Here is a 13,365-nt window from a genome sequence, read left to right on the forward strand (position 1 = left end):
TACGGAGCCATGACAGAACTCTTGTCGGACATCGTAAATCTGCAGGAGCAACTTGACGCTGCGGAGCGTGACGCACGGTTGCTCATGCAAAATCTTAGCGACGAGCGAGGCTGCTGGCGTGCCGAAGCCGATTCATGGAGTGTGGCTCAGTGCCTCGACCACTTGGCTACAGCGAATGAGGTCTACCTAAGTGCAATGAAGGGACCCGCGATCCGCGCTCGCACAGCAGGCCAGATGAGGCGGCGCCCGGCGCTTCCCGGATTCGTCGGCCGATGGTTTGTGAAAAAGATGGAGCCATCTCTCAAGGAGTCCTTCAAGATGAAAGCGCCAAGGAAGATCAAGCCGGACTCTTCGTCTTTACTCGCTGATGCTTTCGACCGCTTCCTGAGATCACAGAACGAAATAAGAGACTACATCCGTGACAACGCCGATCTGGACCTGGCGGCAATTCGATTCCCAAATCCTCTGGTGCCCGGCATCCGGTTTAGTATCGCCACCGGACTTCACGTTATCAGCGCTCACGAAAGGCGGCATTTGCGGCAAGCTTGGGGTGTCCGTCGCGCCGCAGAGGCACGCTAGAACAGCGACGTTGGAGCAGCTCGAGCCATAGGTGCTCTCGCAGGGTCGACGAGATCACCATCACCAAGTCGCATCAAGATCTGCTTAGTAACGATAAATGGGATGAGCAGGTCCTGCTGAGGAGGAGCAGACTGTTCCCATGAAGAAGCCAGCGCAACACCTTATCGCAGAAGTACTCAGGAAGCGTGGTCAGTTCGAGCTGACGATCGGCATCGACCTTGGCGACGCTCCTGCAGTTGCTCGCTGATCCAGATCGAATGAACGCCGGCCTCCATCGCAACGCGAGCGTGAGGCACATCAACGAACCACTTCTCGATGGCCTTCGGTGCGGTCCTGAAGCGACCTCGATCGATTACTTCACCTTGCTGGTTGAGAGTGCAGTAATGGCTCCAAACGCTTGGCCATGAAGTGATCGTTGCGAACGTGCGTGAGTTGCGGGCGATCTCGCACAGCGACCGTAAGAGCGATCAGGTCGATGCGGAGAAGCTGGCGCGCTATGCGCGGCTTGATCCGAACATACTCCGGCCGATCGCCCACCGCACCGTCGAGCAGCAACAAGCCCTGACGCTGATCCGTGCACGCGCTCTCATGGTCAGGCTCCGCACAGCGGCGATCAACGCGGTTCGTGGCCTAACGAAGGCTTGCGGCCATCGTATGCCCGCCTCTGCAACTCCGTGCTTTGCTCAGCGCAGCATGGCGGCGATGCCGCCCGGACTAGGGCAGGCGCTTGGCCCAGTGCTTCAGCAGATCGCAGAGATGACGTTGAAGATCAAGCAGTACGACCGCCAGATCCAGCTGCTCGGCCAGACCGAGTACCCGGAGACCCAGGCGCTGTTGAAGGTCCATGGTATCGGCCATCTGACCGCTCTGACTTTCGTGTTGACTCTCGGCAGCAAGGACCGATTCAAGCGCAGTCGCGATGTGGGCTGTTATCTGGGACTTCGACCGATGCGAAGCCAGTCTGGCGAGCATGATCCTCAGCTCGGCATCACCCATGCAGGCAACGCCTATCTCCGAAGTCTGCTGATCGAGTGTTCGAACCATATCCTCCGACCGCACGGTAAGGATTCGGCGCTTCGACAGTGGGGACTTCACCTCGCAGCCAGAGGTGGCAAGCAGGCCAGGAGCAAGGCTGTCGTTGCCGTTGCTCGCAAGCTTGCTGTTCTGCTCCATCGACTCTGGACCACTCAGGAACCGTACATGCCGTTCTATGCCACAGCCGCCTGAACGATGACGATGTTTACCCGTTGCGACGATACCGTGTTCCGATGACTGCGAGCCGACTTTGGTCTTCAAGGCCGACCGATAAATGGCAGCATCGACTCTCCTCTCGAACCCCAACCGACACCGAGCTTGCATCAAGACAGCTCATCCAGAGTGCGAATAGAAACAAGGTGGAGAGCAACAACAACCGCAAAAGCAAAGACCCCCATAAGGAATGAACCTTGACACTAGTGACCTGCTCATAGAAAGTCGGCTTGTGTTGAGTTATCGGGTCCGTCCCCCGCAAGAAAACTCGATGCAGCCAGCTTCCTTGAACTCGACAACCGAATATTTGCAAGAGATTTGCAAGAACGATGGGGCATTTTGGCACTTTTGGCGCTTCCTGAACCTTTTATAATCTGTAACTTACAGATTCCATTAGCTGAGCGGGAGACCGATCCCGTCTCTGGCCACCATATAATCAACAACATAAGAGCATTGAACCGAAGCCTCCCATCTGAGATGGCTTTTGCGTTCATTGGCTAAATACTTGTATTTTCAGTGTCTTGTGAATTTCAGGTGCTGGTCGCGTATTGGTCGTGCGTTGCTTTCCTTACATCACCCGATGCTCTAAGTCCTTTTAATTGATTACGATGTGTGGTCGGAGAATCAGCGACGCCAGCCCTTTTTCCAGAGCTTTCATTCTTGGGAAATGAGTCGCGTGTTGATGCAATGACCGACCTGGCGGCTTTGAGAATCCGTTGCGATTCTGTGCGTAGAAGAAAGATGCCGATTTCGACTATTCATGCGGACGATATCAAATGATCAAACAGGGATTGAATCAGGCTGCGTGTGTTTTTCTGAGAGAGTTCTGTGCCGAGGATTCTCTGGGTGACTGCCAGACCATGAGCGAGATTGATGATGACCGTGATGAAGTCTTCCGGCTTCAACCTCGAAGTGACTTCAGGAGATCGCAAGAGGTCCTTGATAAGCTCACTTCCGTCGCGAAGCTGCTGCCGATGCAATTCAACAAAGCTTTGCCGGATACGTTCGCTTCGAAGAGCTCCAACCTCGAATTCAGCACGAAACACGATCCAATCATGGTCCGTCATCAGGTCGGCAATGGCGTCCCGCATTTTTTTCAACCGCTTCTTGCCTGAAGGCTCTTCGTTCAGTAGAGAACGGAAGACATTCAAGTGGCGCGCCTGTTCCTCATGGATTACAGCGACAAACAGATCTTCCTTACCGTCGAAGTTGGAATAGAGAGCGCCCCGAGAATATCCGGCATCCTCCGCGATCTTCTCCGCCACAGCGCCGCCAAGCCCGTAACGCAGAAAGTGCCTGCGTCCTACGGCGATCAATGTGGCACGAGTCTGTGCTCGGCTCTCCTCGCGGGTGAGTCGCTTTCGTGGTGTTGTCCCGCTCACAGGCATTTGAATACTTAGCTCCTCCCGATCGTTGGTCTAGCTATTCATTGACGGCTCTAAGAAGCGTAAGACACGCTCCAGATGACGCGAACGTCAGAATCGAGGTTGTGCCAACACGATTGTGTACACAAATGAACACTCTGTATCCTGATACGAGGATAGTTTATACTCCAGAGCACTGACGCGAAGATATCGAGAGTTGCCGGCCTCACATCGACGCAATCTGTGATGAATCTAAGCGTTCGATCCACAAACCTTCAGGCCTCTAGAACAATTCAATGACCACACCCACAATCGCCATGATTGCGGGAACGACATACCACAGGTAGCCATTGGGATGTCTTCCAGATCATCTTGTCATTTTAGTTTCCATGTTGGCTCCTTAGCCATTCACGTGGAACTGGAACTGTCCGGCGAGCGGGGAGATAAAGCGGTATGACACACCGGTCCCTGCGAGAAGATCGCAGTAATCTTCAGGCTGCTGGAAATCGAAAGGCACTCAGAGATGCGCCCACCCCCGGCGTGCCAGTGCTACGCCCAATCCGATGCAAACCAATGCCGTTACCCGCAACGTCGGCATATATAGCGATCCCAGCCAAGCAATGTATGCAGAAAGAGCATCCTGTTCGGGCTTCATATAAATCCCCCAGATCCCGAAGGCCATGCAGACCAGGCCCAATACGAGACAGATCCACTGCTCGATAACAACAATCGTCTTGCGCTGAGCGCTCTCTTGTTCGCCTCCTCTCTTCTCCCTCACACCCTGTCTGGCACCCGAAGTGCGTTCGCGGCTGGGGTGTCCAACATCTTTGTGAAGACTGCGGGTACCGCGATCATAGCTTTGAATCGGGGGTATGACTTTGGTCGCCAATGTGCGGCCTGTGCCTGTGTCAGCCATCGTAGCTTCCTCCACAAATTTTCGCGCTCTATACATACGATATGATTTTAGATACAGTATGTATATCAAATGATCGCCAATGCTCAGTTTCTAAGAAGAGCATTGAGTGGAAACGGCTCGCAAAGTATTGCGATGTGACCGCGGTTGGTTGGGCTCACGTTATTGAATCTGACAACGCCCAATCCGCCGGAAAGGAAAGCGGATGTCAGATGAAGCCGGGACAGCGGGCGATGGAAGCCTAAAGTCAACCCCTGGCTGATCGCGGCCACAGTTGCCCTCGCTGCCTTCATGGAGGTTCTCGATACCTCCATTGCCAATGTCGCCCTTCCCCACATTGCCGGTGATCTCGGCGCCAGCACCGATCAGGGAACCTGGGTTCTCACCAGCTATCTGGTCTCCAACGCAATCATTTTGCCGGTGGGCGCGTGGGCGTCGAGTGTCATCGGCCGCAAGAATTTCTTTCTGCTATGCATCACCATCTTCACCGCGGCAAGTTTTCTTTGCGGTATCGCCCCAACGCTACCGATCTTGCTCATCTCGCGGGTACTTCAGGGAGTCGGAGGTGGCGGCCTCCAGCCTATGGCGCAGGCCATCATGGCGGATTCCTTCGAAGAAAAAAAGCGTGGCCAGGCCTTCGCGCTCTACGGTCTTGTGGCAGTGCTTGCGCCATCCCTTGGGCCGACGATCGGCGGTTGGATCACCGACAACTACTCCTGGCGATGGATCTTCTATATCAATCTTCCCGTCGGCATCCTCGCGTTCTTTCTGGTCAGCCGCCTGGTGCAGGATCCGCCCTGGATCAAAGCAGACCGTGCCAATCTCAGGAAACTGGACTACATCGGCCTCGGATTGCTCACGGTCGCCATGGGCGGCATGCAAGTCATGCTGGATAAGGGGGAAGAGAACGACTGGTTTGCCTCCACCTTCATCCGCATCTTCTGCTTTCTATTCGTTGCAGGTATGGCCGGCCTGATCTGGTGGCAGTGGCGGGCTAAGAATCCCATCATGAATTTGCGGCTATTCAAGTACAAGAATTTCGCTATCTGTTGTTTCCTCATGATTCTGGTCGGCGGCGTCCTGAATGCCGCAACCGTACTCGAGCCCCAGTTCCTGCAGCAGTTGATGGGCTACACGGCAACCCGCGCCGGAGAAGCGCTCGGCGGCGGCGGACTCGCCCTGCTCGTCGTTATGCCGCTGGCAGGAATTGCTACCGGCAGGTTTCCGGCGAGAAACATGGCTGCATTCGGTTTCGTCTGCTTCGCCGGCGCGTTCTATTACACCTCCACGCACTTCACGCTCACTATGACCTTCGGTTTTGCCTCGTGGTTGCGAATTCTTCAGATGTTCGCGATCCCTTTCGCCTTCATCGCCATCACTACCGCGGCTTATGTCGGACTTCCGAAAGAGGCGAGCAATCAGGTCTCTGGGATCATCAACTTCGTTCGCAACGTTGGCGGCAGTATCTTTATCGCCGTCACTGGAGCGATCGTCACCAACCGTTCTCTCTTTCACCAGGCACGCCTGCAGGAGTCCATGCAGCCGGGCAATCCCGCCTTCGTCAACCGGGTCAACGCGCTTACCTCTTACTTTGGCGGTAGCGGCAAAGGACCCGGACCCGGCCTCATGGCGCGAGCTGCAATTTACCAGCGACTCAATCAGCAGGCTGCTGCGCAGGCTTATCAGGACATCTACCGTCTGCTCTGTTGGATGGCAATGGGCATGGTGGTGTGCGCTTTCGTTCTAAGTAAGAACAAGCCCGGACAGGGCGCCCCTGCGGGAGAAGCAATGCACTAGCGACGCACCTCACCATCAGGCCAGTATTGCCGGACGAAATTGCACTTTTAAAGTGCTGCGTTATTTCAATCAGGAGATAGGGTTACATGTGCGATAAAAAAACCAGCTCGATTGTTCACGCTCAGCAGACGCCTGTCGAACGAGTTGCCGAGCTTATGACGACAGCGGAAACGGAACTCGCCGCCTTTTACGAGACAGTATTCAGACGATATGGCCTGAAGGAAGCGAGGAAGTCGGCGCAGGACTGGATCGAAGAATTGGAGACGATGGATTGGCCCGCTGACTGGGCCCTCCCGAACTGGCGTCATGTGACAATCGCCGCTGCCGATTGCCTTGCCCTCAGAATCCTCGACCATTCTCCGCGCCGGTGAGGGCCAACCGACCTCCTATCTGCATTGGACCTGGATGATGGTCAATGCGGCCTCTTGCACCTATAGATAAAAATGTTCTTCCTGATCAGAAGTGTCAGGGAGGACGCAAGCTCTTTGAAGACCATCGGCCGTTCCTCAGGACGACAAGAAGCCGCGCCCGCAGCCCTCGTTGCTAACGATGCGACAGATCGTATTTGGCGACTGCGGTTAAACTCTTCCGATTGGCAAAGCCCTGTTGCGGACGACTCGTCGATGCCGCTCGGCAATTCTGCTCAACTGTAGAGCCAGCAAATTGCAAGAGAAAGGAATTCGGTCCTAAGAGTCGAATTGAGGACAGTGGAGTTAGCCGCGAGTCACGAGCTGAGTTATCACCTCACGAAGCGGCGTCGCTCCATCCACATGCTCGGTTCCGGGTACCTGCCGTAGATCCCGCCCATGCTTCATGAGGCAAAGAACAGATAGCAGTCTCCCTGGAATTGAGCTTTAAATGCGAATTGGCCCCGCCAACTCGCCTGAAGGTTGGCGCTTCGAGATTTGGTGAACTTTTTCTCCTAACCGTGCAAACCCGCACCTGAAAATACATGTTTGTTCATGATATTTCTTGTTTATGCATGATTCGTCACTGCCCATATCCAGAAGAGAAGTGATCGCGGAAAGACTCGATGCGGGACTCTCTGTTATCGCCTCCGAGTTGGCGGAAGAGTTCCAGCTTTCTGAAGATGCGATAAGGCGTGATCTGCGCGCACTCGCCGCAGAAGGTCGTTGCAAGCGGGTGTATGGGGGCGCCCTTCCTGTGTCGTCTGCCTCTGGATGGCTGACAGAACGCATTCCGGTTCAATCAAGTGAAAAGATTCTGCTCGCGCGGACTGGTGCGCGCCTGATTCAACCGCGAGGGTTGATCTTTTTGGACGGGGGCAGCACGAATCTGGCACTGGTAGCAGAATTGCCGGAGAACAAGTTCCTGACCGTTGCGACTAATTCAGTTCCGGTGGCGAATGCTGTCCTTAACCGGGAGGGGCTGAGACTCCTTATGGTCGGCGGCGCAGTAGAAGCTGAACTAGCCGCGTGCGTCGATGCCGAGGCTGTTCTCGCTGTGCAGAAAATGAATATCGATCACTGCTTTCTTGGCGCCTGCGCAGTTTCTTCGCAATTAGGCCTTGGAGGATTCAACCCTGCAGATACGCTCTTCAAACGTGTCCTGCTATCCCGCAGCCAGAAAGTAACTGCGCTCGTGACGCTCGACAAACTTGAGACCCGAGCACCGCACGTCATCGGCCCGCTGGAGTTCGTCCATGAGTTGGTTGTTCCACACGATACTCCCTCCCATCTTTTAGCTACACTCGAAAAGGCCGGTATCACCGTTCTGACTGCCGACGAGCCACCTCAACCCGTCGCGACGGGAGTATGACATGTCATCCGTCGCTGATCACTCAAAATCACGTCTAGCCACGCGACTCTGTTTTGCCGCGGCTGGCTTCGCGGTGGCCTGTTGGGCTCCTCTTGTTCCTTTCGCCAAGACCCGACTCGGGATTGGAGATGGCACCCTGGGATTTCTGCTTCTATGCCTTGGGGCCGGCTCGGTCGCCGCAATGCCAATTACTGGAATCCTCGCGACGAAATTTGGCAGCAAGCCCGTCATCCTTGCTGGTGGCTATGGTGTATCGCTCTTTCTTCCGCTTCTGGTGGTCGTGGATCGTCCAGCCTCTCTCGGGGCAGCACTTATGATGTTCGGCGCGTCCCTGGGTTCCTTGGATGTCGCCATGAATCTCCATGCAGTGGAAGTGGAGCGGGCTTTATCGCGCCCGCTGATGTCGGGATTCCATGCTCTGTTCAGTATCGGAGGATTCGCAGGGTCGGGATTTATGACGCTCATGCTATCCAACCATATCTCCCCGTTCCACAGCTGCGCCATCAGTTCCATCGCAGTCGCATCCGCTGTCAGTGCGGCGGCTCCGCATCTGCTGCGAACAGGTAATGAAACCCCAGGTCCCTTGTTTGTTCTGCCCCGCGGTATTGTTCTGGTGATTGCCCTACTTGCGTTTGTCTCATTTCTGGTTGAGGGAGCGCTGCTCGATTGGAGTGCTCTACTGCTGGTAACCACCAAAATGGTCGCGGCTGCCAGAGGCGGAGTCGGCTACATGCTGTTTTCGATAGCCATGACAACAGGACGTCTCACTGGGGATCGCGCGATAATGCGGCTGGGGGATCGCAAGGTATTTCTGTTAAGTGGACTGACGGCGGTCTGTGGCTTTGCGGTCTTGCTTGCTTCGCAATACACTCCGCTCGCTCTGGCCGGGTTCGTCCTTATCGGCCTTGGAGCGGCAAACATAGTGCCAACTCTGTTTCGGCGAGCGGTAAATCAGCGGGAAATGCCCGCCCCGCTTGCTCTTGCTGCCGCGACAGGTGCGGGATATGCAGGCCTGCTTGCAGGGCCCGCGTTGGTGGGCTTTATAGCTCATTCCGTTGGGTTGCGGGGAGCGTTTATCTCTCTCGCACTTCTTATGTGCCTCGTCCCAGCCCTGAACAAGAGTGTGAATGGGTCATAGAGGCGACTTCGCGCGCCAGAATGGAGACAGCATGGGGATTTATTGGCCATCACGCCGCACACCAACGAATAATCCGAAAGCGCTAGTCCTCGATATGGGTGGAGTTCTGATCGACTCGGAGGCTCTCCACAAATCTACGAAGCGGCAAGCCCTGCGTTCAGCGGGCATCGAGGTTGATGAGACGGTGTTCTCGCGATACATCGGTCGCAGCGATCGAGTAATGATAACGGACGTTGCCAAGATCCATGGTCTTTCCGAGGACGGAATCGAAGCAATTCTGGCAGAGAAAGACCGTCTCTATGCCTTAGGTCAACGCGACCTGAGGCCGGTCCGTGGCGCCATCGATTTTGTGTACTGGGCCTATCGGAAATATCGGTTGGCTATTGCCACCTCTGCAACCGCACAAAATCGCAAATGCGCCCTTGCGTCTCTGGGAATGACCTCACTCTTCGAAGTTGCCATCGACAGCAGTTTCATTGTGCACCCTAAACCGTCTCCGGAAGTCTTTGAGAAGGCGATCGCGCGGATGGAAATGGCACCGTCCGACTGTTGGATCATAGAAGACGCCCTCAATGGGGTTGCGGCAGCGAGAGAAGTCCCGTGCTTCACCGTCGCATTGACCACGAGTTTCGGAGAGTCCGAACTGCTTCGCGCCGGAGCCGATGTTGTCGTCGATCAGTTTAACGAAATTCAAACCCTACTCCGGGAGGCCTGTGCATAAGAGCCGAAAGAGTGGGGAGAGAACACGACTAGGCGACGCGCTTTATCACAGGAAAAACGGAGTTCAGAGCTTGTGTGATCCAACAAGGCATATCGCAAGGATGGTCCGCCGCGGGGAGGAACGAAGCGGCAATGATTGTTAACTCTATACTCCTATATCTGACGGCGTCCGAACGGCTTGCAAGCTCCCCCTACTGTGTTCGTACCGGTTTCGCTTCGCACCGGCTCCCAACTCCAGTTCTGCATCGAACGTTCATTGCGTGGTCTTAAATTCCGCGCGAAGACTTGCAGTTGAATCTCCTCCGGCCCACACATCGAAATCGGAGGGTTCTACAACCCAAGTTTTCGACTGCGGACTCCAAAAATGCAGTTGTTCCGCTCCAAGAGGAAACCTGAGAGTTTTGGTTTCTCCCGCTTGGAGGAGAACCCGCTCAAATCCCTTGAGTTCGCGAACGGGGCGAGATGCCGAACCATAGCGTTGATGAATATAAATCTGTGCAACAGCATCCCCCGCGATAGAGCCCGTATTCGTTACGTCGACGCTTACCTCGTTGTTATCGCTCACGCTCATGTTGTTCTTGCTGAGATGGAGATTGGAAAATTTGAACGTCGTATAGCTGAGACCGTACCCGAAAGGGTAAAGCGGTTTGGAAGCGACATCCCAATAGCGTGACGTGAAGCCAAGGCGATCTTCGGGATCATGTGTCAAAGTGTGGTTGTAGTAGAGTGGCTCGACGCCCGATGCGCTCGGCCAACTTACCGGCAGCTTCCCGCCAGGATTCACATCTCCGAATAGTACGTCGGCCACGGCATTGCCCCCTTGTGTGCCTGGGTACCAGGCCTCAAGTATTGCCGGCACGTGTTCCGAGGCCCAGTGAATATCGAGTGGGCGACCATTTTCAAGCACGAGCACCACCGGCTTGCCAACACCAACAGCAGCTTCTAACATCTGCTCCTGGATTCCTGGCAGATCCAGGCTGGCTCGCGAAGCCGCTTCGCCGCTCATATTCGCCGTCTCACCCATGACGGCCACGACGAGGTCAGCGTCGGCGGCCGCTGCCTTGGCCTTGGCAATCCATTCGGCGGTTTCTTGAGGAGTAGGTGGAGGTGAAGGCTTCGTACCTGTAAACTGCTCCAACATACCGGTATAGACCTTCGACGGCTGAGGCCCGGCGACAAGCGTGATTTGCGCATCGGCACCCAGCCTATTCCTGATACCGGCAAGCACAGTAACCGGATGACTCTTGGACCCTTTTCCGAATAGGCCCTCCACCGTCCATCCGCCCTCGATATCATGGGCAGCATCTGCGAGAGGGCCAATAACGGCAATCTTTTTCAGCTCCTTCGACAGGGGAAGAGTTCGGTTCTCATTGCGAAGCAGCACCATGGAACGCCCTGCCAGTTTGCGCTCGAGCGCGATACCCTCGGGTCGGTTCAGGACCGTATCGACACTAGCTTCGTCGACGTAGGGATGGTCGAAGAGTCCTAGATCAAACTTCGCCTCCAGAATCGGCAACACCATCTGGTCGATGTAGGCTTCCCTGACTTTGCCCTCTTGCACTACCTTTGCAAGATTGTGTGAGTAGGTGAGACTCGCCATATCCATGTTTAGGCCCGCGGTGATCGCCTTGTAGGCCGCATCTTTGCCATCGCTCGCGTAACCATGGGTAACGAGGTTTCCGACTGCAAATGCATCCGAAAGCACAATGCCTTGGAACCCCCAATCCTTCCGGAGAACGTCGGTCAGGAGCCAATGATTGCCACTCGCCGGCACGTCGTTCAGGTCCATATAGGCACTCATGATTCCACCAGCCCCAGCCTGAACCGCTGCATGAAAAGGAACCAGGTAAAGATTGCGAAGCAACTCCTCCGGCACATAGGAAGAGTCATAGTCACGGCCGCCGTCGGCTGCACCGTAACCGGCAAAATGCTTTACGGTCACGAGTACGCTGTCCTGTCCAAGCTTCGAGCCTTGGAATCCGCGGACCTGTGCTTGAGCCATTGCGGAACCAAGAACTGGATCCTCTCCGGCACCTTCCACGATGCGACCCCACCGAGCGTCACGTGCAATATCGACCATGGGCGTAAAAGTCCAATCAATCCCGGCAGCGCGTGCATCCTGTGCCGCCAGATGTTGTGCCTGCTCCTCGACCGATGGATCCCACGAAGATGCCATCGCCAGCGGTACTGGAAAGACGGTTCTATATCCATGAATCACGTCAAAACCAAAGATGATTGGAATATGAAGACGCGACTTTTCGACCGCGATATGCTGAAGGCGATTGATCTCCTTGACGTCCATCTGCCAAAGAATCGAGCCTACTCCGCCTTTGGCAATGAGATCATCTGGTTTCTCTTTAGCGATACCAGGCATCACGAGACCGGACGATTCATTGAGTTGACCGACCTTTTCATCGAGAGTCATTTGCTTCAGGAGAGACTCGGCCTTCTGCTTGGCCTCAGCACTGAAGGGACTTGTCTGTGCCCCGGCGGAAATGACACCAGAGAATGCGACAAAAAAAAGAGCGATTGCAGGATACCTCTTCAACATCATGATTTCCGTCCTCCGTTTTTGAAAATAAATCGGCTTCTCTGCTGCGATTATGTCGGGCATTATGCTGCTGCCCGCTTTATGCCGTAGCGGCGGGTCAGCCACGCACGAACAGGCTCATCGAAATACTTAAGAACTAGCCATGCCAAAGCGATCACGACTGGCAGAAGCAGGAAGATATAAGTCAACAGCACGGACTTGGCTGGATGTCTCGTGTGGGCGAAGTTCGCAATGATATATACGAACGGGATATGCGTGATGTAGAGGGGATAGGAGAGCCTGCCGCTGAACTTGCACAACCTCATCATGCCCGCACCAGCATCAGAGTGCGCGCCACAGATGATGATGAGCGGGAATAAGAACAGCACGCACACAGCATCATAGAGACCATTGAAGGAAAGGCCGCCTGCGTTGGGGAACTTCGGCGCCTGAAAGATGACCACAAGAAGAATCGAGAGAACCAGGAGTCCAATTTTGGGACGGCGGATGCGACCCTGAATACGGTATAGCCAAAGGCCCATCACGAAAGAGACGGTCAACCGCAGAGGTGCCATCCATATCTCCGGGTATCCCCAGCCTCCATCCAGCGAACCTTTCACATTCGCGACCCATATGAGCAGCAACCCGGAGACTCCGAAGATGATTCCAAGTGTGAGCGCACGCAGCCGGCGAAGAATCAGAGCGTACGCGATATTTCCGAGATACTCCTGCATGAGGGACCACGCTGGTCCATTGAGTGCCTGGCTTTCGTTCTGTCGGCCCCCTACTGGCGGAGAAGGCAACAGGAGAAGTGAGGTCACATAGGCCAGCAGTAACATCGGCGCTGAGGTCTGGTTTATTCCCTTGCCGAAGGGATCGAGAAGATAGCCGAGAAGACCCAGGGTCGCGCCGACCAGCACCAGCGGATGAAGCCGAATGAGCCGGATCCGAAAGAATTGGAGGGTAGACATTCGAGTCCATCGGTCATCGTAGGCATAGGCGACGACAAAACCGGAGAGCCCGAAAAAGAAATCGACTGCCAGATAGGCGTGGTGCATCAGGCTCAGAGGAGTGTCCCAGCCAAATGAGTAATTGAAGACGTGAAAGATAACAATCAGGATGGCCGCACTCCCTCTCAATCCATCCAGCACTTCAAAGTGTTCTTTCCCGGTGCTTGTCCGGTCAGCTTGAACTGCACTGCCCGTCTGACCCAGAGTTGATACGTCGTTCATTGAGAGGTCTCCTTATCTTTTCGAGCTTCAACTCGGCTGATATGAACCGTTAGCACAGACTATCT

General features: G+C 55.0%; 10 protein-coding genes and 1 pseudogene. 7 read left to right on the forward strand and 4 right to left on the reverse strand.

Features of this window, described 5'->3' with window-relative positions; genetic code table 11:
* Window positions 1–9: 9 nt before the first annotated feature.
* Together HDF12_RS21185 and HDF12_RS21190 are read left to right on the forward strand one after the other, a co-directional pair.
* Window positions 10–579 (forward strand): DinB family protein, encoded by a 570-nt coding sequence (locus HDF12_RS21185; RefSeq protein ID WP_179586714.1) that lies wholly within the window; start codon window positions 10–12, stop codon window positions 577–579.
* Window positions 580–975: 396 nt separating this feature from the next.
* A pseudogene (locus tag HDF12_RS21190) lies at window positions 976–1,806 on the forward strand (IS110 family RNA-guided transposase); the annotation flags it as partial.
* A gap of 779 nt (window positions 1,807–2,585) precedes the next feature.
* On the opposite strand, the gene HDF12_RS21195 reads toward HDF12_RS21190, so the two are convergent.
* Together HDF12_RS21195 and HDF12_RS21200 are read right to left on the reverse strand one after the other, a co-directional pair.
* Window positions 2,586–3,215, reverse strand: coding sequence for a TetR/AcrR family transcriptional regulator (locus HDF12_RS21195; RefSeq protein ID WP_179586718.1), 630 nt, complete (start codon window positions 3,213–3,215; stop codon window positions 2,586–2,588).
* A gap of 493 nt (window positions 3,216–3,708) precedes the next feature.
* The gene (locus tag HDF12_RS21200) at window positions 3,709–4,107 is read right to left on the reverse strand and encodes a hypothetical protein (RefSeq protein WP_179586719.1); all 399 of its coding nucleotides are present in this window, start codon (window positions 4,105–4,107) and stop codon (window positions 3,709–3,711) included.
* Window positions 4,108–4,395: 288 nt separating this feature from the next.
* On the opposite strand from HDF12_RS21200, the gene HDF12_RS21205 reads away from it, so the two are divergent.
* The 5 genes from HDF12_RS21205 to HDF12_RS21225 all read left to right on the forward strand — a co-directional run bounded on the left by HDF12_RS21205 (window position 4,396) and on the right by HDF12_RS21225 (window position 9,539).
* Window positions 4,396–5,901: a DHA2 family efflux MFS transporter permease subunit gene (locus HDF12_RS21205; protein WP_373563978.1), complete on the forward strand. Its 1,506-nt coding sequence runs from the start codon at window positions 4,396–4,398 to the stop codon at window positions 5,899–5,901.
* Window positions 5,902–5,987: 86 nt separating this feature from the next.
* Window positions 5,988–6,272: a hypothetical protein gene (locus HDF12_RS21210; protein ID WP_179586721.1), complete on the forward strand. Its 285-nt coding sequence runs from the start codon at window positions 5,988–5,990 to the stop codon at window positions 6,270–6,272.
* 643 nt (window positions 6,273–6,915) lie between these two features.
* A complete protein-coding gene (locus HDF12_RS21215) occupies window positions 6,916–7,680 on the forward strand; it encodes a DeoR/GlpR family DNA-binding transcription regulator (RefSeq protein ID WP_218892524.1) in 765 nt (254 codons plus the stop codon).
* 1 nt (window position 7,681) lies between these two features.
* The gene (locus HDF12_RS21220; RefSeq protein ID WP_179586724.1) at window positions 7,682–8,818 is read left to right on the forward strand and encodes an MFS transporter; all 1,137 of its coding nucleotides are present in this window, start codon (window positions 7,682–7,684) and stop codon (window positions 8,816–8,818) included.
* A gap of 31 nt (window positions 8,819–8,849) precedes the next feature.
* Entirely contained in the window at window positions 8,850–9,539 is a 690-nt protein-coding gene (locus HDF12_RS21225; protein ID WP_179586726.1) for an HAD family hydrolase, read from the forward strand.
* 252 nt (window positions 9,540–9,791) lie between these two features.
* On the opposite strand, the gene bglX is transcribed toward HDF12_RS21225, so the two are convergent.
* Window positions 9,792–12,152: a beta-glucosidase BglX gene (gene bglX, locus HDF12_RS21230; protein WP_257025760.1), complete on the reverse strand. Its 2,361-nt coding sequence runs from the start codon at window positions 12,150–12,152 to the stop codon at window positions 9,792–9,794.
* Window positions 12,152–13,300 carry an acyltransferase family protein gene (locus HDF12_RS21235; protein WP_179586728.1) on the reverse strand — a complete coding sequence of 383 codons (1,149 nt, stop codon included), beginning with the start codon at window positions 13,298–13,300 and terminating at the stop codon, window positions 12,152–12,154. The genes bglX and HDF12_RS21235 overlap by 1 nt, the downstream gene beginning before the upstream one ends.
* Between the last annotated feature and the right edge of the window lie 65 nt (window positions 13,301–13,365).

It is taken from the genome of Tunturiibacter gelidiferens, from assembly GCF_013410115.1.
Taxonomy (GTDB): domain Bacteria; phylum Acidobacteriota; class Terriglobia; order Terriglobales; family Acidobacteriaceae; genus Edaphobacter; species Edaphobacter gelidiferens.